This window comes from Mesorhizobium sp. M0030 (genome assembly GCF_040323695.1).
In the GTDB taxonomy this organism is placed as follows: domain Bacteria; phylum Pseudomonadota; class Alphaproteobacteria; order Rhizobiales; family Rhizobiaceae; genus Mesorhizobium.
On the sequence record NZ_JAMYVE010000012.1, the window covers coordinates 120588 to 140268 of the forward strand.

The window sequence follows — 19681 nt, forward strand, 5'->3', positions numbered from 1 at the left end:
CCGGACCTGACCGGCTCGGGCCGGTCGCAGGCTTGATTTTTTAAACGGACGGGGACGCGTGGCAGACCAGACCACCAATGCATGGCCGGCCAACGCCGGCCCAGCCGATCTGATCTCGCCGGCCCGCAAGCGGGCGGGTTTTGCCCTGATGGCGGCCGCCACGCTTGGCCTGCTGGCGGTGATCGCGTTTGAGATCCTCTACAAGAACGAGATCACCACGCTCGGCTTCGAGACCTGGCGTCCGATCGTCTACGCCTATGTTCTGTGGGGCGTGGCGCTCGGCATCGGCCAGGTGCTGACGCGCGGCGAGGACGGCCAGCGCGCGCTGTTCCTGCTGCCGGCGCTGCTGTTCACCATCGCCATGGTGATCTTCCCGACGCTGTTCGGCTTCTATATCGCGCTGACCGACTGGAACCTGTCGTCCTTTTCCGGCCGCAAGTTCAACGGGCTCGACAATTTCTGGCAGATGCTGGCCGATCCCTACTACCGCAACGCGCTGTTCAACATGGTGCTTTATGTGCTCGCCGTGCTGGTTGAGTATGTGATTGCCTTCGGCCTGGCGCTGCTGCTCAACGCGCAGATCCGGGCGCGCAAATTCTTCCGAGTCGTCTTCCTGATGCCGCTGATGCTGTCGCCGGTCGCGGTATCCTGGATGATCGGCAAATCGCTGATGGAGTACCGTTTCGGGCCGGCGGCGACGCTGGCGCGCCATCTCGGCTGGGAGAACCCCGCCTTCTTCTCCAACCCGATCACCGCCCGCATCTCGATCATGGTGCTCGACGCCTGGACCTTCATCCCGTTCATGATGATCATGCTGCTTGCCGGCCTGCAGGCGATGTCGCGCGACGTGCTGGAAGCGGCGCGCGTCGATGGCGCCACGCCCTGGCAGACTTTCTGGCAGGTCACCTTCCCGCTGATGCTGCCGGTGTCGGTCACGGCGGTGATCCTGCGCATCATCTTCAAGTTGAAGCTCGCCGACATCATCATCACCGTGACCTCCGGCGGGCCTGGCGGCGCCACCGATTCGGTGTCGAGCTTCATCTACCGCGAATACCGCGACCGCTCGAATGTCGGCTACGGCACCATGCTGGCGATGGCCTATCTCGTCATCATCGTCGTGTTCGTGACCTGGCTGTTGAAATTCGCCAATCGCTTCGTGCGCAACGTGAACTGACGAGGCACAATGAGCGTCCAGACCACCGACTATGCTGCCTCGGAAATCCGCTCACCGCTGGGTTTTCTGGCCAATCGCATCTTCATCTATGGCGCGCTGGCGTTCTGGGCCTTCATCTGCCTGTTCCCGATCTACTGGACCATCACCACCTCGTTCAAGACCGCGGTCGACGTCACGCAAGGACACCTCATCCCGTTCGTCGACTTCCAGCCGGACTGGAAGGGCTGGCGCTCGCTCGGCCTGTCGCCGGATTCGATCTTCCAGACCTCGACGGTGCGCGAGGAGTTTTTCAAGCGCTTCATGAATTCGGTCATCACCTCGGTCGGCGCGTCGAGCCTCGCCATCGTCATCGGCAGCCTCGCCGCCTATGGGCTGACCCGCTACCGCTATCAGTTCGCCTGGTTCAAGAACGAGGACATCTCCTTCTTCTTCCTGTCGCAGCTGATCCTGCCGCCGGTGGTGCTGGCCCTGCCCTTCCTGGTGCTCTACCGGGAAGTCGGTCTGCTCGACACACGCATCGGCCTGATCCTGCTCTACACGCTGATGGTGCTGCCGATCGTCATCTGGATCATGCGCGACCAGTTCAACTCGATCCCGGTCGAGCTCGAGGAGGCAGCGCTGGTCGACGGCCTCTCGATCTGGGGCGCTTTTTTCCGCATCGTCATGCCGATTGCGCTGCCGGGCATGGTCGCCGCTTTCATCCTGGCGATGGTGCTGTGCTGGAACGAGTATTTTTTCGCCGCGCTGCTGACCTCGACCGACGCCAAGACCATCCCGGTCATGGTGGCGAGCCAGACCGGCTCGCAAGGCATCAACTGGTGGTCGATGGCGGCGCTTGCCACCGCCGCGATCGCACCGCTGGCGGTCATCGGGATTGCGCTTGAGCGGTATCTGATCATGGGCATGACGGCGGGCGCGGTGAAGTAGGGCGAGAGGCGGCGTGCCCCTCTACTGTTGACCTCGGCGGGACAGCACCCCCCCTCTGGCCTGCCGGCCATCTCCCCCGCAAGGAGGGAGATCGGCAGCTTTGGCTGCATCGCTTTTCTTGCGACGTAGGTGATTGGCGAAAGCGGAAATGACATCTGATCTCCCCCCTTGCGGGGGAGATGTCCGGCAGGACAGAGGGGGTGTGAAGGATCGCTACAGAGCGACTTTGTCTGCTAGCGCCCCAATATCGCCCTCAGGTGATCCATGATCATCGCGACGCCCTTCTGCCCTAGCTCCGCCGAGGCCTCCGGCGCACTGGCCGTATACCACGCGGTATTCTCGCCAAAACGCCCGGCATCGACCGCTTCCGGACACAGTGCCAGCATCAATGATGTCTCGCCAACACCGGCGTGATCGAACGGATACTTCCCGTTCATGGCAGCCGACATTAGCGGGTGCACCTGCACCCAGTTGAAGAAATTCTCGCCGGCGGCGTGCCCGGCATAATAATCGGCCATCTCGTCTGAGCCCCACCAGCCCTCGCCGCGCTGCTTCTCGAGGAAGCGGAAAATCGCCTGGCGGCCGGCGGCCTTGAAGGCGAGATCGGTCGGCATGCCGGCGGCAAAGTTCTCGGTCTGGTGGTGGATGATGGCGTTGATGTTACGAAAGCCGATGCGCAGCAGGCTGTAGAACAATTCTTCGGCGAACGGCGCCAGCTGGTTGCCGCCGACCTGCACCGAGCCGTTGCCTTCAGGTGCTGCCACCACATAGCTCGCCGCACCGTAGTAGAAAGCCGGCAGGATGACGATGTCGGCCTCCTTCTCGTAGAGCTCCAGCGTCTTGACGACGGCCAGCGTGTCCATGCCGACAGCCATGTGCTCGCCGTGATATTCGAGCACGCCGAGCGGGAGAGCGACCGGCCAGTTCTCGGCGATCGCCTTGCGGATCTGGTGCGGCAACATCAGTTCGTAGCGCATGATCTATTCCATGTTGGTGTGGCGGGTGCGCATGGCCTCGGACGACTGGCCGGTCAGCGCCTTGAGCTTCAGCACCATCACCTCGAACAGCAGGAACAGCGCCCCTTCGAAGACCGAGCCCATCGGCAGCAGCGATGTCTTTTGTGGCCCCTGGTCACGCGCCATGGTCTGCGCCGGGATCAGCAAGGTGAAGTCGGCAAGCGCGACCGCACTACTGCCTGCCTCGGCGGTGAGCAAAAGCACGGTGGCGCCGGCCTGGCGGGCGACTTGCATCAAGGTAAGCACCGTCGTCGTCTCGCCCGGGCCGGAACTGACCAGGAAGACATCGGCTGGGCCAAGCGGTGGCGTGTTCATGTCGCCGACCACCGACACCTCAAGGCCAAGGTGATAGAGGCGCATGGCGAAACCCTTGAGCTGCAAGGCCTCGCGGCCGCAGCCATAGACGACGATCTTTTGCGCGCGGGCCAGGGTTTCGCAGGCGGTGTCGATGCCGGCTTCGTCGACGCGCGCCAGTACGGCGCCCAGCTCTTGCAGGGCGGTCGAAAACATATCCGAGCCGGCATTCGTCATGAGAGTCCCATCTGTCCGGCTGGGTTTGTGGCCGGTGATTTCGGGTTGCGCGCTTTCGGAAAAAGGCTTGTTTTTGTTCATGCTATCACCGCGAAAATGCCTGTCCAACGGCCATGGCGGCTTTTGCTGAGCCAGCGGCGTGATAGTGTCATGTCAGACAAATCAATCCAGGAAATCAGCACGACATGAAGACACGGCATTTCGACCGCATCGGCAATGGCGGCCTCGACTTCACCGAGCTTGGCTTCGGCAGCGCGCCGCTCGGCAACCTTTACCGCGCCGTCCCCGACGCGGATGCCAACGCCACGCTGGAGGCGGCGTGGGCGACCGGCTGCCGTTACTACGACACCGCGCCGCTCTATGGCCTGGGCCTTGCCGAAACACGGCTCAATGCCTTCCTGCGCGGCAGGAAGCGCGACGATTATGTGCTGTCGAGCAAGGTCGGTCGCCTGTTGCGCGCCTGCCCGCCGGAGGAACGAACCGGCATCGGCAAGTTCTTCGACACACCGACGCGCAAGGAGGTCTACGACTACAGCTATGACGGCGTCATGCGCTCGTTCGAGGCGTCGCTGGAACGGCTTGGCGTCGACCGCATCGACATCCTTTTCGTCCATGACCTCGACATCTTCACCCATGGCAGCAAGGAGGCGTCAGACCAGCGCATCGAGGAATTCATGGCCTCGGGCTACAACGGACTGGTTGCGCTGCGCGACCAGGGCGTGATCAAGGCCTTCGGCGGCGGCATCAACGAATGGGAGGTTTGCCAGACGCTGGCGGAGCGTGGCGACTTCGACCTGTTCCTGCTGGCCGGGCGCTACACGCTGCTGGAACAGGAAGCGCTTGCCACCTTCCTGCCGCTCTGTGAGCAACGCGGCATCGGCATCGTTCTCGGCGGTCCTTACAATTCCGGCATCCTGGCGACCGGGCCGAAGCCAGGCGCCTATTACAATTACTCCGAGGCGCCAAGGGACATCATGGATCGCGTCGGGCGCATCGAGGCCGTCTGCCAGCGCCATGGCGTCAGGCTGATCGAGGCGGCGCTGCAGTTTCCGCTGCTGCACCCTTCCGTGGTGTCGGTCATCCCCGGCGGCCAGCGGCCGAGTGAAGTCGAAAGCAACCGCGCCCTGCTCGATGCCAAGCTGCCCGCGGCGCTGTGGGCCGACCTCAAGCAGGAAGGCCTGATGCGTGCGGATGCGCCGGTGGGCTGAAGGCTCGCCTCAGCGGGCTGACGGCCTGCCGCGATTGAGGCAAAAGAAAAGCCGGGCGAACCCGGCTTTTCAACATTCTCTGAAAAAATTTTTAGTTGACCGCGTCCTTGAGGCCTTTGCCGGCCGAGAACTTCGGCACGGTACGCGCCGGAATCTTCACTTCCGCGCCAGTCTGCGGGTTGCGGCCAGTCGATGCCGCACGCTTGGAGACTGTGAAATTTCCGAAGCCGACGAGCCGTACATCGCCGCCCTTCTTCAGTTCGCCAGTGATGACGGAGAACACCGCCTCAACCGCCGACTGTGCGTCACCCTTCGAAATGCTCGCGGATTCAGCGACAGCGGAAACCAGTTCGTTCTTGTTCATAAAAATTCCCTTCCATGAGAAAACCGGAACTTTCGACTCATCCGGCAGGAGAGGGACTTTAGAAAGAAGCGCTCGCAAACCCAAGTCAAAAAGCCGGAAAAAAGTTGAAAAAAGCCCGGAAATGGTGGGTTTTTCACATGAAAAAGCCGGGCTCAAGGCCCGGCTCTCTCTTTGTGCACTGCAACTTTAGTAGTTTCTAATGTGCAAGCGACTTTCCAGCATCGTCAACGGTATCGGTGGAAGCCGGCGGATTGACTGGCTCGACCCACTCGATTGGCTCCGGCATGCGCACCAGCGCGTGCCTCAGAACCTCGCCGACACGTGAGACCGGAATGATCTCCATACCGTTCTTCACATTGTCCGGTATCTCCGCCAGATCCTTGGCGTTGTCTTCCGGGATCAGCACCTTCTTGATGCCGCCGCGCAGTGCGGCGAGCAGTTTCTCCTTGAGGCCGCCGATCGGCAAGATGCGGCCGCGAAGCGTTATCTCGCCAGTCATCGCCACATCGGCCCGGACCGGAATACCAGTCATGACAGATACGATGGCCGTCGCCATGGCAGCACCTGCAGACGGACCGTCCTTCGGCGTGGCGCCTTCGGGCAAGTGGACGTGGATGTCACGCTTGTCGAACAGCGGCGGCTCGATGCCGAAATCGATGGCCCGCGAGCGGACATAAGAGGCCGCCGCCGAGATCGATTCCTTCATCACGTCGCGCAGATTGCCGGTCACCGTCATGCGGCCCTTGCCGGGCATCATGACGCCTTCGACCGTCAGCAGCTCGCCGCCGACTTCCGTCCAGGCAAGACCGGTGACGACACCGACCTGATCGTCAGCCTCGACCTGGCCGAAGCGGAAGCGCGGAACACCGAGGTAATCGGCGAGGTTCGCCGCCGTGATGCTCACCGTCTTCTTCTTCGTCTTCAGGATCTCGGTCACCGCCTTGCGCCCGAGCTTCATCAGCTCGCGCTCCAGGCTTCTGACGCCCGCTTCACGGGTGTAGGTCTGGATGATGCCGCGGATCGCGTCCTCGCCGACGGAGAATTCCTTCGGCTGCAGGGCATGATCGCGGATCACCTTGGGCATCAGGTGACGCTTGGCGATCTCGATCTTCTCGTCCTCGGTGTAGCCGGCGATACGGATGATCTCCATGCGGTCCATCAGGGGCGCAGGGATGTTCAGTGTGTTCGCCGTCGTCACGAACATCACGCTCGATAGGTCGTATTCGACCTCGAGGTAATGGTCCATGAACGTCGAGTTCTGCTCGGGATCGAGCACCTCGAGCAAAGCCGATGACGGATCGCCACGGAAGTCCTGGCCCATCTTGTCGATCTCGTCGAGCAGGAAGAGCGGGTTGGACTTCTTGGCCTTCTTCATCGACTGGATGACCTTGCCGGGCATCGAGCCGATATAGGTGCGGCGGTGGCCACGGATCTCGGCCTCGTCACGCACGCCGCCAAGCGCCATGCGGATGAACTCGCGGCCGGTCGCCTTGGCGATCGACTTGCCGAGCGAGGTCTTGCCGACGCCGGGAGGGCCGACGAGGCACAGGATCGGCCCCTTCAGCTTCTTCTGGCGGCTTTGCACGGCGAGATACTCGACGATGCGGTCCTTGACCTTGTCGAGGCCGAAATGATCGGTGTCGAGCACGTTCTGCGCAAACGCCAGGTCCTGCTTGACCTTGGAGTTCTTGCCCCACGGGATCGACAGGATCCAGTCGAGGTAGTTGCGCACGACGGTCGATTCCGCCGACATCGGCGACATCGTCCGCAGCTTCTTCAACTCGGCTTCCGCCTTTTCGCGGGCCTCCTTGGAGAGCTTGGTCTTCTTGATGCGCGCCTCGATCTCGGCGGCCTCGTCGCGGCCGTCCTCGCCTTCGCCGAGCTCCTTCTGGATCGCCTTCATCTGCTCGTTGAGGTAATATTCGCGCTGCGTCTTCTCCATCTGGCGCTTGACGCGCGAGCGGATGCGCTTCTCCACCTGCAGGACGGAGATTTCGGCTTCCATGAAGCCCATCGCCTTTTCCAGCCGTTCCTTGACGGACAGCGTGGCCAGCATCTCCTGCTTCTCGGGGATCTTGATGGCGAGGTGCGAAGCAACCGTATCGGCGAGCTTGGAATAGTCGTCGATCTGGCTGGCGGCGCCCACCACTTCAGGCGAGATCTTCTTGTTCAGCTTGACGTAGTTTTCGAAGTCGGTGACGACCGAACGGGCGAGCGCCTCGACCTCGACCTCTTCCTCCTCCGGCTCGACCAGCGCCGTGGCGGTAGCTTCGTGGAAGTCCGGACGGTCGGTGAACGAGACGATCTTGGCACGCGACGCGCCTTCGACCAGCACCTTGACGGTGCCGTCGGGCAGCTTCAGCAATTGCAGCACATTGGCGAGCGTGCCGATGTCGAAGATCGCATCGGGCTCGGGATCGTCATCGGCGGCATTCATCTGGGTGGCAAGCAGGATCTGCTTTTCCTGACCCATAACCTCTTCCAGCGCCTTGATCGACTTTTCACGCCCGACAAAGAGCGGAACGATCATGTGCGGGAACACCACGATGTCGCGCAGTGGGAGGACTGCGAAGACGCCGTCGCTGGGAGCCTTGGATATTTTGGCCATTGTCCAACCTTTCATGTCGCGGCCGCTAATCGAGCCAACCGCGAATCTCATATTAACGACCGAGGATCGTTCCGCCTACCACCGTTTGTGACGGGAGTTTTACAGCACAGAATTCGGCACCACGGCCTTCCGATGTTAGTTGGATGCACGAGGGGCAAAGATCAAGGGTCGACACGTTCGTTCATCCACTCCGTCACAAGGATCGGTACCTCACCACAGCAAAACGGCGCCCCGCGGGCGCCGTTCCATAAAAAGGTTAGGCCAGATGCCAGATCAGGCGCTGACGTTGCCCTTCTTTTCCTTCTGCTCGGAATAGATGTAGAGCGGCCGGGCGCTGCCGGTCACCACTTCTTCCGAAATCACCACTTCGCGCACGCCTTCCAGGGCGGGCAGTTCGAACATGGTGTCGAGCAGGATCGCTTCCATGATCGAGCGGAGGCCACGGGCGCCGGTCTTGCGCTCGATGGCGCGCTTGGCGATCGCCGACAGCGCATTCTCATGGAAGGTCAGGTCGACACTTTCCATCTCGAACAGCCGCTGATACTGCTTGACCAGCGCGTTTTTCGGCTCGGTCAGGATCTGGATCAGAGCCGGCTCGTCGAGGTCTTCCAGCGTCGCCAGGACCGGCAGACGGCCGACAAACTCGGGGATGAGGCCGAACTTCAAGAGATCCTCGGGCTCGACCAGGCGGAACACGTCACCGGTGCGGCGATCCTCGGGCGAAGCGACGATGGCGCCGAAGCCGATGGAAGTCTTCCTGCCGCGATCCGAGATGATCTTGTCCAGCCCGGCGAAGGCGCCGCCGCAGATGAACAGGATGTTGGCGGTGTCGACCTGCAGGAACTCCTGCTGCGGATGCTTGCGGCCGCCCTGCGGCGGCACGGAGGCAACGGTGCCTTCCATGATCTTCAGAAGCGCCTGCTGCACGCCCTCGCCCGACACGTCGCGGGTGATCGATGGGTTGTCGGACTTGCGCGAGATCTTGTCGATTTCATCGATGTAGACGATGCCGCGCTGGGCGCGCTCGACATTGTAGTCGGCCGACTGCAGCAGCTTCAGGATGATGTTTTCGACGTCCTCGCCGACGTAACCGGCTTCGGTCAGCGTCGTCGCGTCGGCCATGGTGAAGGGCACGTCGATGATGCGGGCCAGCGTCTGGGCAAGCAGCGTCTTGCCGCAGCCGGTCGGGCCGATCAGCAGGATGTTGGACTTCGCCAATTCGACGTCGTTGTTCTTGCCGGCATGCGCGAGGCGCTTGTAGTGGTTGTGGACCGCCACCGACAGCACGCGCTTGGCGTAGGGCTGGCCGATGACATAGTCGTCAAGAACCTTCAGGATCTCCTGCGGGGTCGGCACGCCCTCGCGCGACTTCACCATCGAGGTCTTGTTCTCCTCGCGGATGATGTCCATGCATAGCTCGACGCACTCGTCGCAGATGAACACCGTTGGGCCGGCGATCAGCTTGCGCACCTCGTGCTGGCTTTTGCCGCAAAACGAGCAATAAAGCGTGTTCTTCGAATCACCGCTGTTGTTGCCGACTTTGCTCATTTTCCTGTCCTTTCATGGCCGCCCGCCGATGGTCTGGCTGAAAGGGCGCATATTCTATCTATCGCGGGAATTCGCCGCCGCCAGTGTCCCGGCTCCCGCAACGCATTCCGTACGAAACACAAATCAGAAAACGTCGCAATGATTCGCGCCAACCCTGCACAAAGCTAAGCCGTCGAAAATCAACATAGCCTTAACGTAGGCAATCCCATCCACCGAGGGAACAGCCAATTGTGGCCGAAATGCCGCAAATCCCAGCAAAAGCGCGTTATCCCGCCACCCAACTGCCATGCAGCGATTATGCCGCAGCGCCTTCGACCGGCTCGCGCGACGAAATGACCTTGTCGATGAGGCCGAAATCCTTGGCTTCGTCGGCTGTCATGAAATGGTCGCGGTCAAGCGTCTTTTCAATGTCTTCGTAGCTCTTGCCGGTGTGTTTGACGTAGACCTCGTTGAGGCGGCGCTTCAGCTTGATGATGTCCTGCGCGTGCCGCTCGATGTCGGAGGCCTGGCCCTGGAAACCGCCGGAAGGCTGGTGAACCATGATACGGGCGTTCGGCGTGGCAAAACGCATGTCCTTGTGGCCGGCGGTCAGAAGCAGCGAGCCCATCGACGCCGCCTGGCCGATGCACAGCGTCGACACCGCCGGCTTGATGAACTGCATGGTGTCGTAGATCGCCATGCCCGAGGTCACCACGCCGCCCGGCGAGTTGATGTAGAGATTGATCTCTTTCTTCGGGTTCTCGGCCTCGAGGAACAAAAGCTGTGCACAAACCAGCGTCGCCATACCGTCTTCGACCGGGCCGGTGATGAAAATGATGCGCTCTTTCAGCAGGCGCGAGAAAATGTCGTAGGCCCGCTCGCCGCGATTGGTCTGCTCGACCACCATCGGAACGAGGTTCATGTAGGTTTCGACGGGGTTCTTCATGGACTACCCTTTTTGGAGATGGGGATTCCGGCGCCGGAACATCGGGCAGAATCGGTTCTTGATGGTTAGAATGTAAATAGGATGCCGGCTCACCCTAGCGCAAGGCCGCCTCCTCCTAGCCATCTGGTTAAGTCGAATCAAGGTTTCCGCGCAAGGGAAAGTCCGAACGCGGCCAGCGGCGTTTTTGCGGTGTAGCAATTCCTTAACCGCGTCGCTTAACGAAATGCGGCGAAACCGCTTTCCCCCGGAGAACCTTCCCCTACAATTCAACATTGAACCTCACGTTTCGGGTTCAAACAGGGGGAGTGCCATGATCAGGAAAACTGCTTGCCTCGCCATCTCCGGCCTTGCCGGTCTCGGCATGGTGTCCGATGCGGTTGCCGGCGGCCGGGCCGCCGAATGCTATGAGCCGGTGCACAGGCCGGCGCTCTATGACACCGTCTATGAAGACGTCATGGTCAGTCCCGGCGGGCAGTTGGTCGACTATGATCCGCCGATCTATGGCACCATGGAGCGCGTCGAGCAGATCGCGCCGCCCCGAGTCACCTATGACATCGTACCGGCGAGAACCCGCACCGTTTACCGCACGGTCCAGGTCGACGATGGCGGCTATGCCTGGGAATGGCGCGTCATCCACGGCCGCAAGGTGCTGTGCAAGGTGTGGCGCAAGGCCCGCTACGCGCGTGTGGCCGAAACAGTGGTGGTTGAACCGGAGCGCACCCGCCGGGTTGTGCTGCCGGCCGAATATGAGAGCGTCGCCCATGAAGTGCTGGTGCGGCCCGAGCGGCGGCACGTCACCCAGATAGCGCCGTCATACCAGAGGATGGCGCGCCGGGTGGTGGTGCAGGAAGGCTCGACCAGCTGGCGCCGCGTGCATATTGCCAGGCATTGCGAGGATTAGACTTCGGTACTTCGCCGAGGTCCGCCTCGGTTGGCTCAATCCATAGGGCCGTCGGGTGCCAACATCCGGTCTGGCACCAAGCCGGCAAGCCGCGGTAATGGTCTGGCATGACCACATCCATGCCGCCCTACCTCGCCTTTGATCCAGCTACGCGCCGCCTGCGGCTCGATCCGCACGAACCGGCGTTTTTCCAGAACCCCTACGACGCCTATGCCGTCCTGCATGGCGCATCGAATGCCTTCTTCTGGGAGGAATTCGGCTTTTGGTGCTTTGGCGGCTTCGACGACGTCAACCGGCTGTTGCGCGACCGCCGCTTCGGTCGCCAGAACCCGGCCGGCATTCCCGACAGCCGCGGCATCGGCGAGGATCGCTCGCATTTGGCCGCTTTCGACGGCATCGAGAGCAATTCGATGCTGGAGCTGGAGCCGCCGGTGCACACCAGGCTCAGAACCCTGGTCAACCGCGCCTTCGTCTCGCGCCAGGTCGAGCGGCTGCGGCCGCGCGTGGAGGCGCTGGCCAATGAGCTGATCGACCGTTTCGAACCGCGCCAGGTCGATCTATTGCCCAGCTTCGCCGCACCTTTGCCGATCACCATCATTGCCGAAATGCTCGGTGTGCCGGTCGAAATGGGGCCGCAACTGCTCGACTGGTCGCACCGGATGGTGGCCATGTACATGCATGGCCGGACGCGCGAGACCGAGGAAGCGGCCAATCGCGCCGCGCACGATTTTTCCGACTTTTTGCGCGGCTATGTCACCGAGCGGCGGAAGAAGCCTGGCGACGACCTGCTATCGCTGCTGATCGCGGCACAAGAGGATGGCCAGAAGCTGTCGGAAGACGAGTTGGTCTCGTCTGCCATCCTGTTGCTCAATGCAGGCCACGAGGCGACCGTCCATCAAACCGGCAACGCCGTGCGCACGTTGCTGGCGCAAGGCGGCGACCCCGGCCGTTTCTTCACCTCGCCGGAAGCAACCGCTGCAACGGTCGAGGAGTGCCTGCGCTTCGACGCGCCGCTGCACATGTTCACCCGCTACGCCTATCAGGAGGTCGAGGTGACATCGGGGGTTGTCGTACAACCGGGCGAGACGGTCGGCCTGCTGCTCGGCATGGCCAATCATGATCCGCTTGCCTTTGCCGAACCGGGCGCCTTCCGGCCCGGCCGACTAGACCAGAAGAATGTCTCGTTCGGCGCCGGTATCCATTTCTGCATCGGTGCGCCGCTGGCGCGGCTGGAGTTGCAGGTGTCGCTGAAAACCCTGTTCGAGCGGCAGCCGCAACTCCATCTTGCGGAGCAGCCGCGCTTCCGCGACACCTATCATTTCCATGGGCTGGAAAAGCTCACTGTGAGCTTGTGAGGACGGCGGAGCCGACGCATGCCCGAGAAAATGAGATTCGCCTTTCTACAGGAACCACCCTTCTGCTTTATCGACGGATCGGGACGTCTGGGCGGCAGCGATGCCCAACTGGCCAAGAGGGTCTGCCTGACGCTCGGGCTGGAACTTTTGCCCATCGAGACCGAGTTTGCCGAGCTGCTGCCTGGGCTTGCCGAAGGGGTGGGACATGACCACCGGCCTGTTCATTTCCGAAGACCGCCGGAAGCTGGTCGACTTCACAAGGCCGATCTGGATGCTGGCGGATGGATTGCTGGTCGCGAAAGACAATCCCCGCGCCTTTGATGGCTATCGGTCCGTCGCCAATGATCGGACGGCGCTGATCGGCGTCATATCGGGCCAGATCCAGCACCGGACGGCCCTGCAAAACGCTATTCAGCCCGAACGGCTAAGGATATTTGCCATCCAGGCCGAAGCAGCTAACGCCGTCGCGGCCGGCGTGGTGCATGCCTATGCGAGTGTAGCGCTCGCGCATCGCGGCTATCTGAGCCGGCGACCCGACGCGCCTCTCGACGTCGTCGACGTCCCGGCAGTCGAAAAACAGCCAGCGCCCGGCGCTTTCGCTCTCGCCAAAGGCAGTGCCACCCTGCTCCAGCGCGTCGACTTATGCCTCAGTGATTTGCTTGGCAGTCCCTGGCACAGGGAGATGATGAGCGGATACGGCTTTTCCGACACTGACATCGATCGGCTTTTGTGAAGTCCAAGCGCGCCGCGAGATCAGAGCTTGACCACATACTCCTTGCGGGTCGTTTCAAGCACTTCCCAGCTGCCCCTGAAGCCTGGCCTGAGCACGAAGCTGTCGCCGGCCCGGACCGTGCGCGCCTCGCCGCCATCCTCGGCAACCACCGAGACGCCGGACAGGATGTGGCAGAACTCCCATTCGTCATATTCGATGCGCCATTTGCCCGGCGTCGCTTCCCAGATGCCGGCATAGAGGCGGCCATCGCGCTCCTCGACATTCCAGGTGCGGAACTTCGGATCGCCCGCAATCAGACGATCCGGCGCCGGGGCGCCATGTTCGGCGTCGACGCTGTCGGTCGATATTGCCAAGTAATGCGCGGACAGGGTTTGCCTCCAACAGATTAGTGAGTAGTGAGTAGTGCAGTGAGTAGTGCAGTGAGTAGTGACTAGTGAGTAGTGAGCGGAAAGCGCTCCCTCGAGCGGGTGGCTGATCACTAATCACTGCTAACTAGTGAATACCGACTACTACTCACTACTCACTACTCACTACTCACTACTCACTACTCACTAATCACTACTCACTACTCACTCAAAAAATCAAACCTTGGTCAAAGCCTGTTCCAGATCGGCGACGATGTCGTTGACATCCTCGATGCCGACGGAAAGCCGGACCGTGTCCGGTCCGGCACCCGCCTTGACCTTCTGCTCGTCGGAAAGCTGGCGATGCGTGGTCGAGGCCGGATGGATGACCAGCGACTTGGTATCGCCGACATTGGCGAGGTGCGAGAACAGTTCGAGCGCCTCGACGAACTTGATGCCTGCGTCGTAGCCGCCCTTCAGGCCGAAGGTGAAGACAGCACCGGCGCCTTGCGGCGAGTATTTCTTCTGCAGCGCGTTGTTCTTGTCGCTGGGCAGGCCGGGATAGTTGACCCAGGCGACCTTGGGGTGGTTGGACAGCCAGCCGGCTACGGTGATCGCATTGTCGCAATGGCGCTGCATCCTGAGTGGCAAGGTCTCCAGCCCGGTCAGGATCAGGAAGGCATTGAACGGCGAAATCGCCGGGCCGATGTCACGCAGGCCAAGCACGCGCGCGGCGATGGCGAAAGCGAAATTGCCGAAGGTTTCGTGCAGGACAAGGCCGCCATATTCGGGGCGCGGCTCCGACAGCATCGGATATTTGCCGGATTTCGACCAGTCGAACGTGCCGCCATCGACGATGGCGCCGCCGATCGAATTGCCGTGGCCGCCGATGAACTTGGTCAGCGAATGGACGACGATGTCGGCGCCATGCTCGATCGGCCGCACCAGATAGGGCGAGGCCAGCGTGTTGTCGACGATGAGCGGCAAGCCGTGCTTGCGGGCGATGTCGCCGATTTTCTCTATGTCGACGAAGGTGCCGCCGGGATTGGCCAGGCTCTCGATGAAGATCGCCTTGGTCTTGTCGTCTATCTGGCTTTCGAAGGTGGAGACGTCGTTGGTGTCGGCCCAACGCACCTCCCAGCCGAAATTCTTGAAGGCATGGCCGAACTGATTGATCGAACCACCGTAAAGCCTTGTGGCGGCGACGAAATTATCGCCAGGCCGCATGAGATTGTGGAACACGATCACCTGTGCGGCATGGCCGGAAGCAACGGCAAGTGCAGCCGTGCCGCCTTCGAGCGCCGCGATCCGCTCGTCCAGCACCGCCTGGGTCGGGTTCATGATGCGGGTGTAGATGTTGCCGAAGGCCTTCAGCCCGAACAGCGAGGCGGCATGGTCGGCATCGTCGAACACAAAGGAGGTCGTCTGGTAGATCGGCGTGGCGCGTGCGCCCGTCGCCGGGTCGGGCTTGGCGCCGGCATGGACGGCGAGCGTGTTGAAACCGGGCGTGCGGGTCATCGAAAACCTCCCTGAGCGGTAAACGTGTGAATGATGAAATGGTCAATGGTGAGCGATGAATGGTGGTCGCAAAGTCGGCCAGTCCCACCTTGATTGCAAGCCGCTCATATGCGGCTTTACCCGGCTTCCAGGAAAATCCTTCTATTCACCATTCACCATTCACTGCCTTACTTCTGGCGCACACCGAAACTCTGGAATCCCGACCGCATCAGCGGCTTCTTCGACGAAAGCACACCGGAGTTGACGCCGGTCCAGCCGATCTCGCCCGACAGCTTGCCATATTCGATCTTCGGGCAGCGGTTCATCACCACCTTGATACCGGCCGCCTCGGCACGCGCGGCCGCCTCGTCATCGCGCACGCCAAGCTGCATCCAGACGACTTTCGGCAAGGGGTCGAGCTTCAGCACCTCATCGACAATGCCGGGCACCGCTGCGGAGGCGCGAAAGATGTCGACCATGTCGACCGGTTCAGGCAGATCGGCAAGGCTGGCATAGGTCATGCGGCCGAGGATTTCCTTGCCGGCCTGCCCCGGATTGATCGGAAACACCGAAAAGCCCTTGGCCAGCAGGTATTTCAGCACGAAAAAGCTCGGCCTGACATCGTTGGCCGACGCGCCGACCATGGCGATGGTCTTCACAGAATTGAGGATGCCGCCGATGTAGGCATTGTCGTAGCTATCGTGATTCACTCGTCGGTCTCCCTCAGTGCTTCCTCCATAAAGGACTGCGGGTCCGTGCAGAAGTCGCGCATCATGCGAAAATGATCGGTATCGGTGAAATCTGTGGGGTCGAGGCCGAAGCGGCTGATGCGGAACAGCCGCGCGCCCGGACAGGCCATCAGCAGCGGCGAGTGCGTCGCCATGATCACTTGAGCCGTGCCGGACCGGTCCATGCGCCGCAGCATCTTCAGCAGCTCGATCTGCCGCGATGGCGACAGCGCGCTTTCGGGCTCGTCGAGGATGTAGATACCTTGCCGGCGGCAGCGCTCCTCGAAGAAGCGGATGAACCCTTCACCATGCGACCAGGACAGGAAATCCGGCGGCGCCCCGCCAGATTCCAGCGCCGCCTGATCGAGATAGCGGGCAACCGAGTAAAAAGATTCGGCGCGGAAGAACCAACCCGCTGTGACCTTCGGCAGCCAGTGGCCGCGCAACGTGTCGGCAAGCGCTGCACCACTCTCGTCGATGGCGCCGGAGTGGTCGACGGGCATGTAGCCCTTGCCGCCGCCGGCTTCGTCGTAACCGGCCAGCGCGCCGATCGCTTCCAGCAGCGTCGATTTGCCGGTGCCGTTTTCGCCGACAATGATGGTGATCGGCGTGGTGAATTCGAGCTCGAATTCGCGGCCGCGGAACAGAGGCAGGTTCCAGGGATACTTGTCCCAATCTTCCACGCGCTCGGGGTCAATCAGGATGCGTTTGAGATAAGGCGCCTTAAGCCGGGTCAGTTGCTTGCGATAGCCCATGCGGACGCTCAGTCCGGCAGCGAGATGGTGCCGTCATCCGCGATCGGGAAGGCCGGATTGTGTGCGACTTCCCAGACATGGCCGTCGGCATCGGCGAAATATCCATACCAGCTGCCCCAGAAGGCGCGGCCTGCCGGCTTGACGATCCTGCCGCCGGCCTTCTCGGCGGCCGCCAGCACGTCGTCGACTTCGGCATCGGAGCGGGTGTTGTAGGCGAGGTAGACCGCCGACGGTGCTGCGGCGAAGGCAATGCCTGAATCCTCCTCGGCGCTTGGCCTCGGGAACAGGCCGAGAATGGCGCCGCCCATCTGGAAGAAGGCGACGCCATCGGTGATGCCGGCGTGGCGCTTCAAGCCCATGCCTTCGTAAAAGCGCACGGCGCGCTCGAGATCGTCGGTGGCGATGGTGATGATGGAGATGCGCGGTTCCATGGATCGAAAACCTATTCGTCCGTCCATTCCGGTTTGCGCTTGCCGATGAAGGCGCCGATGCCTTCCTCGGCGTCGCGGGCCAGCATGTTCTCGACCATGACGCGGCCGGTATAGGCATACGCGTCCGCCAACCCCATCTCGGCCTGCGCGTAAAAGGCTTCCTTGCCGGTCTTGACCACCAGAGATGATTTGGAGGCAATGGTTTGCGCGTATTTGGTGACGATCTGATTCAGGTATTCGCGCGGCACGACGCGGTTGACCAGGCCGAATTCCTTGGCGGTTGCGGCATCGATGGTCTCGCCGGTGAGCAGCATTTCCATGGCGTGCTTGTGAGACACGTTGCGTGACAGCGCCACCATCGGCGTCGAACAAAACAGGCCGATATTGACGCCCGGCGTGCAGAAGGTCGCTTCATGCGAGGCAATGGCGAGGTCGCAACTGCAAACCAGTTGCAGCCCCGCAGCGGTGGCTAGGCCATCGACTTCGGCGATGATCGGGAGCGGATGGCGCACGATCTGCTGCATCAACGCCGCGCAAGCCGAAAATGTCTGCTCGAAAAACCCCTTGCCCTTGTCGGCGTCGGCGCGGCGCGCGGTCATTTCCTTGAGATCGTGACCGGCGCAGAAGACTTTCCCGGCGGCCGCCAAGACGATGACGCGGACCGATTTGTTGGCCTTGGCACGGTCGAGCTCGGCGCTCAATGCCGCCATGACGGAAAGCGACAAGGCATTGGCGGGCGGATTGGCGAGCGTCAGGCGCAGCACGCCCTTGTCCAGCCCGGCGATGACCGGCCCGTCTATGGCAACAGGTTTGATCGAAAGGATTTCGGCCATGACAAGGGTCTCCGCGATTCCGCCGGGCGCCGCCAGACTATCTAATATCGGATCGAGTTTCATCAACACCCATCGCTTGCGCCAGAGGTGTTGCCAGAAGCGCATCATTGCGTTCATACAGGCCCGGCATAGAACGAGAGACCGACATGCCCGCCCAGGACAATCTCAAGCCGGTGCTGACGGCGGCTGAAGTCAATGCGCTGATGGCCAGCGTCTACCCCCAGCTCAACGACGAGTTCACGTCGTATGAGGCGCTCGATGTGTTTCCCGGCGGCTGCACGGTGCGGCTTAACGCCAGCGAACGGCATTTGCGTCCCGGCGGCACGGTGTCCGGGCCCTCGCTGTTCACGCTGGCCGACATTGGCGGCTATGTCTGCGTGCTCAGCCATGCCGGGCCGGATGCGCTTTCGGTTACCGTCAACCTCAACATCAATTTTGTCCGCAAGGCCGAAGCCGGGCCGATCGACGGCCATTGCCGCATCCTGAATCTGGGCAAGAGCCTGATGGTGTTCGATATCGACATCGTCGCCGGACCGAAGGGACACACGGTAGCGCATGCGACCGGCACCTATTCGATCCCGCCGAAGCGCGCCGCCGATGTGGTAAAATAATACCTTTTGATCAAACCTTTGTTTTTATTACACTTTACGAGCAGACGTGCTTTTCCCGAGCCTTGACGTGCACCACCCCCTCGCCTATAAGCCGTCACGAAGCAGCGGCCCGCAAAGGCCGCCGTTTTGTTATTGGCGGCGGGCAAGTGCCTTGTCGCCAATCCAAGCAACAAGAAACGCCTTCTTCGGAAGGTCAAAATCGAAAGCAGAAAATCCATGGCAACCTTTTCGCAGAAGCCTGCGGATGTGGTGAAGAAGTGGGTGCTGATCGACGCCGAGGGTCTCGTCGTCGGCCGTCTCGCCACTGTCATCGCCAATCATCTTCGCGGCAAGCACAAGCCCACCTTCACCCCGCATGTCGACGACGGCGATAACGTCATTGTCATCAATGCCGACAAGGTGGTGTTCACCGGCAAGAAGTTCACCGACAAGGTCTATTACTGGCACACCGGTCACCCCGGCGGCATCAAGGAGCGCACCGCGCGCCAGCTGCTCGAGGGCCGTTTCCCCGAGCGTGTCGTCGAGAAGGCCGTCGAACGCATGATCCCGCGCGGGCCGCTCGGCCGTCGTCAGATGAAGAACCTCCGCGTCTATGCAGGCACGGAACATCCGCATGTCGCCCAGCAGCCCGTCACCCTCGACGTCGGCGCGCTGAACGCCAAGAACAAGAAGGTTGCATAAGATGGCTGAGCTTTCCTCGCTCGCAGAATTGGGCGCCGCCACCGGCAACACCAACACCCAGCCGGCAGCACCCGTCCATGTCCAGAAGCTCGACAAGTCGGGCCGCGCCTATGCCACCGGCAAGCGCAAGAACGCCATCGCCCGCGTCTGGGTGAAGCCGGGTTCGGGCAAGATCGTCGTCAACGACAAGGAATTCGCGACCTATTTCGCGCGTCCGGTCCTGCAGATGATCCTCAACCAGCCGATCATCGCTTCCAACCGCGCCGGCCAGTACGACATCGTCGCCACCGTCATCGGCGGCGGCCTGTCCGGCCAGGCCGGTGCCGTTCGTCACGGCATCTCCAAGGCGCTGACCTACTATGAGCCGGCACTGCGCGCCGTGCTCAAGAAGGGCGGCTTCCTGACCCGCGACAGCCGCGTCGTCGAGCGCAAGAAGTACGGCAAGGCGAAGGCCCGTCGTTCCTTCCAGTTCTCGAAGCGCTAAGCGCTGCGACGTTCCAGACATCGAAAG

The 19681-nt window shown here is 61.7% G+C and carries 22 protein-coding genes; 10 read left to right on the forward strand and 12 right to left on the reverse strand.

The window, feature by feature from the left end:
* The first annotated feature begins 58 nt into the window (after nt 1-58).
* Together NKJ80_RS22945 and NKJ80_RS22950 are read left to right on the forward strand one after the other, a co-directional pair.
* Nucleotides 59-1174, forward strand: coding sequence for a carbohydrate ABC transporter permease (locus tag NKJ80_RS22945; RefSeq protein ID WP_023689462.1), 1116 nt, complete (start codon nt 59-61; stop codon nt 1172-1174).
* 9 nt (nt 1175-1183) lie between these two features.
* A complete protein-coding gene (locus NKJ80_RS22950) occupies nt 1184-2101 on the forward strand; it encodes a carbohydrate ABC transporter permease (protein ID WP_023669427.1) in 918 nt (305 codons plus the stop codon).
* 233 nt (nt 2102-2334) lie between these two features.
* Here NKJ80_RS22950 and NKJ80_RS22955 read toward each other — a convergent pair whose 3' ends face one another.
* Entirely contained in the window at nt 2335-3078 is a 744-nt protein-coding gene (locus NKJ80_RS22955; RefSeq protein ID WP_023689463.1) for a creatininase family protein, read from the reverse strand.
* 3 nt (nt 3079-3081) lie between these two features.
* Nucleotides 3082-3648, reverse strand: a complete 567-nt coding sequence (locus tag NKJ80_RS22960) for an SIS domain-containing protein (protein WP_023693299.1) — start codon at nt 3646-3648, stop codon at nt 3082-3084.
* Nucleotides 3649-3833: 185 nt separating this feature from the next.
* Between NKJ80_RS22960 and NKJ80_RS22965 the strand changes: the two genes are divergently transcribed.
* Nucleotides 3834-4856, forward strand: coding sequence for an aldo/keto reductase (locus tag NKJ80_RS22965; RefSeq protein ID WP_023669424.1), 1023 nt, complete (start codon nt 3834-3836; stop codon nt 4854-4856).
* Between the two features lie 91 nt (nt 4857-4947).
* On the opposite strand, the gene NKJ80_RS22970 is transcribed toward NKJ80_RS22965, so the two are convergent.
* From NKJ80_RS22970 to clpP, 4 genes are all read right to left on the reverse strand, one after another.
* A complete protein-coding gene (locus NKJ80_RS22970; RefSeq protein WP_023669423.1) occupies nt 4948-5220 on the reverse strand; it encodes an HU family DNA-binding protein in 273 nt (90 codons plus the stop codon).
* 196 nt (nt 5221-5416) lie between these two features.
* A complete protein-coding gene (lon, locus tag NKJ80_RS22975) occupies nt 5417-7828 on the reverse strand; it encodes an endopeptidase La (protein WP_023682304.1) in 2412 nt (803 codons plus the stop codon).
* 273 nt (nt 7829-8101) lie between these two features.
* Nucleotides 8102-9376, reverse strand: a complete 1275-nt coding sequence (gene clpX / locus NKJ80_RS22980) for an ATP-dependent Clp protease ATP-binding subunit ClpX (protein ID WP_023682305.1) — start codon at nt 9374-9376, stop codon at nt 8102-8104.
* Nucleotides 9377-9671: 295 nt separating this feature from the next.
* Entirely contained in the window at nt 9672-10301 is a 630-nt protein-coding gene (gene clpP / locus NKJ80_RS22985) for an ATP-dependent Clp endopeptidase proteolytic subunit ClpP (RefSeq protein WP_023682306.1), read from the reverse strand.
* 310 nt (nt 10302-10611) lie between these two features.
* Here clpP and NKJ80_RS22990 point away from each other — a divergent pair, with 310 nt between their 5' ends.
* From NKJ80_RS22990 to NKJ80_RS23005, 4 genes are all read left to right on the forward strand, one after another.
* Nucleotides 10612-11202: a hypothetical protein gene (locus NKJ80_RS22990; protein WP_023689466.1), complete on the forward strand. Its 591-nt coding sequence runs from the start codon at nt 10612-10614 to the stop codon at nt 11200-11202.
* A 107-nt stretch (nt 11203-11309) separates the two neighbouring features.
* Nucleotides 11310-12557, forward strand: coding sequence for a cytochrome P450 (locus NKJ80_RS22995; protein WP_023693297.1), 1248 nt, complete (start codon nt 11310-11312; stop codon nt 12555-12557).
* Between the two features lie 18 nt (nt 12558-12575).
* Nucleotides 12576-12878 carry a transporter substrate-binding domain-containing protein gene (locus NKJ80_RS23000; RefSeq protein WP_348625504.1) on the forward strand — a complete coding sequence of 101 codons (303 nt, stop codon included), beginning with the start codon at nt 12576-12578 and terminating at the stop codon, nt 12876-12878.
* Nucleotides 12763-13290 carry a type 2 periplasmic-binding domain-containing protein gene (locus tag NKJ80_RS23005; RefSeq protein WP_352498356.1) on the forward strand — a complete coding sequence of 176 codons (528 nt, stop codon included), beginning with the start codon at nt 12763-12765 and terminating at the stop codon, nt 13288-13290. Before NKJ80_RS23000 ends, NKJ80_RS23005 begins: the two co-directional genes overlap by 116 nt.
* 20 nt (nt 13291-13310) lie before the next feature.
* Here NKJ80_RS23005 and NKJ80_RS23010 read toward each other — a convergent pair whose 3' ends face one another.
* From NKJ80_RS23010 to NKJ80_RS23035, 6 genes are all read right to left on the reverse strand, one after another.
* On the reverse strand, nt 13311-13643 hold the full coding sequence (locus NKJ80_RS23010) for a cupin domain-containing protein (protein ID WP_373420123.1): 333 nt from the start codon (nt 13641-13643) through the stop codon (nt 13311-13313).
* 228 nt (nt 13644-13871) lie between these two features.
* Nucleotides 13872-15152 carry an O-acetylhomoserine aminocarboxypropyltransferase gene (locus NKJ80_RS23015; protein ID WP_352498357.1) on the reverse strand — a complete coding sequence of 427 codons (1281 nt, stop codon included), beginning with the start codon at nt 15150-15152 and terminating at the stop codon, nt 13872-13874.
* Nucleotides 15153-15319: 167 nt separating this feature from the next.
* On the reverse strand, nt 15320-15841 hold the full coding sequence (locus NKJ80_RS23020; RefSeq protein ID WP_023669414.1) for a CoA-binding protein: 522 nt from the start codon (nt 15839-15841) through the stop codon (nt 15320-15322).
* Entirely contained in the window at nt 15838-16614 is a 777-nt protein-coding gene (locus tag NKJ80_RS23025) for an AAA family ATPase (RefSeq protein ID WP_023693294.1), read from the reverse strand. The genes NKJ80_RS23020 and NKJ80_RS23025 overlap by 4 nt, the downstream gene beginning before the upstream one ends.
* 8 nt (nt 16615-16622) lie before the next feature.
* A complete protein-coding gene (locus tag NKJ80_RS23030) occupies nt 16623-17045 on the reverse strand; it encodes a VOC family protein (protein WP_352460135.1) in 423 nt (140 codons plus the stop codon).
* Nucleotides 17046-17056: 11 nt separating this feature from the next.
* Nucleotides 17057-17878, reverse strand: a complete 822-nt coding sequence (locus NKJ80_RS23035) for an enoyl-CoA hydratase (RefSeq protein ID WP_023689473.1) — start codon at nt 17876-17878, stop codon at nt 17057-17059.
* A gap of 146 nt (nt 17879-18024) precedes the next feature.
* Here NKJ80_RS23035 and NKJ80_RS23040 point away from each other — a divergent pair, with 146 nt between their 5' ends.
* The 3 genes from NKJ80_RS23040 to rpsI all read left to right on the forward strand — a co-directional run bounded on the left by NKJ80_RS23040 (nt 18025) and on the right by rpsI (nt 19654).
* Nucleotides 18025-18489 carry a PaaI family thioesterase gene (locus tag NKJ80_RS23040; protein WP_352498358.1) on the forward strand — a complete coding sequence of 155 codons (465 nt, stop codon included), beginning with the start codon at nt 18025-18027 and terminating at the stop codon, nt 18487-18489.
* A gap of 216 nt (nt 18490-18705) precedes the next feature.
* Nucleotides 18706-19170 (forward strand): 50S ribosomal protein L13, encoded by a 465-nt coding sequence (gene rplM / locus NKJ80_RS23045; protein ID WP_023669409.1) that lies wholly within the window; start codon nt 18706-18708, stop codon nt 19168-19170.
* A 1-nt stretch (nt 19171) separates the two neighbouring features.
* Nucleotides 19172-19654, forward strand: coding sequence for a 30S ribosomal protein S9 (gene rpsI / locus NKJ80_RS23050; RefSeq protein WP_023669408.1), 483 nt, complete (start codon nt 19172-19174; stop codon nt 19652-19654).
* Nucleotides 19655-19681: the final 27 nt, after the last annotated feature.

Bases quoted from the DNA above. Each gene is read 5' to 3' on its own strand.
- NKJ80_RS22955 (WP_023689463.1), bottom strand. From the start codon at position 3,078: ATGCGCTACGAACTGATGTTGCCGCACCAGATCCGCAAGGCGATCGCC.
- NKJ80_RS23025 (WP_023693294.1), bottom strand. From the start codon at position 16,614: ATGGGCTATCGCAAGCAACTGACCCGGCTTAAGGCGCCTTATCTCAAA.
- NKJ80_RS22970 (WP_023669423.1), bottom strand. From the start codon at position 5,220: ATGAACAAGAACGAACTGGTTTCCGCTGTCGCTGAATCCGCGAGCATT.
- NKJ80_RS22965 (WP_023669424.1), top strand. From the start codon at position 3,834: ATGAAGACACGGCATTTCGACCGCATCGGCAATGGCGGCCTCGACTTC.
- NKJ80_RS22960 (WP_023693299.1), bottom strand. From the start codon at position 3,648: ATGACGAATGCCGGCTCGGATATGTTTTCGACCGCCCTGCAAGAGCTG.
- rplM (WP_023669409.1), top strand. From the start codon at position 18,706: ATGGCAACCTTTTCGCAGAAGCCTGCGGATGTGGTGAAGAAGTGGGTG.
- NKJ80_RS23000 (WP_348625504.1), top strand. From the start codon at position 12,576: ATGCCCGAGAAAATGAGATTCGCCTTTCTACAGGAACCACCCTTCTGC.
- NKJ80_RS23015 (WP_352498357.1), bottom strand. From the start codon at position 15,152: ATGACCCGCACGCCCGGTTTCAACACGCTCGCCGTCCATGCCGGCGCC.
- rpsI (WP_023669408.1), top strand. From the start codon at position 19,172: ATGGCTGAGCTTTCCTCGCTCGCAGAATTGGGCGCCGCCACCGGCAAC.
- clpX (WP_023682305.1), bottom strand. From the start codon at position 9,376: ATGAGCAAAGTCGGCAACAACAGCGGTGATTCGAAGAACACGCTTTAT.
- NKJ80_RS23040 (WP_352498358.1), top strand. From the start codon at position 18,025: ATGCCCGCCCAGGACAATCTCAAGCCGGTGCTGACGGCGGCTGAAGTC.
- NKJ80_RS23005 (WP_352498356.1), top strand. From the start codon at position 12,763: ATGACCACCGGCCTGTTCATTTCCGAAGACCGCCGGAAGCTGGTCGAC.
- NKJ80_RS22990 (WP_023689466.1), top strand. From the start codon at position 10,612: ATGATCAGGAAAACTGCTTGCCTCGCCATCTCCGGCCTTGCCGGTCTC.
- NKJ80_RS23035 (WP_023689473.1), bottom strand. From the start codon at position 17,878: ATGGCCGAAATCCTTTCGATCAAACCTGTTGCCATAGACGGGCCGGTC.
- clpP (WP_023682306.1), bottom strand. From the start codon at position 10,301: ATGAAGAACCCCGTCGAAACCTACATGAACCTCGTTCCGATGGTGGTC.
- NKJ80_RS23030 (WP_352460135.1), bottom strand. From the start codon at position 17,045: ATGGAACCGCGCATCTCCATCATCACCATCGCCACCGACGATCTCGAG.
- lon (WP_023682304.1), bottom strand. From the start codon at position 7,828: ATGGCCAAAATATCCAAGGCTCCCAGCGACGGCGTCTTCGCAGTCCTC.
- NKJ80_RS22995 (WP_023693297.1), top strand. From the start codon at position 11,310: ATGACCACATCCATGCCGCCCTACCTCGCCTTTGATCCAGCTACGCGC.
- NKJ80_RS22950 (WP_023669427.1), top strand. From the start codon at position 1,184: ATGAGCGTCCAGACCACCGACTATGCTGCCTCGGAAATCCGCTCACCG.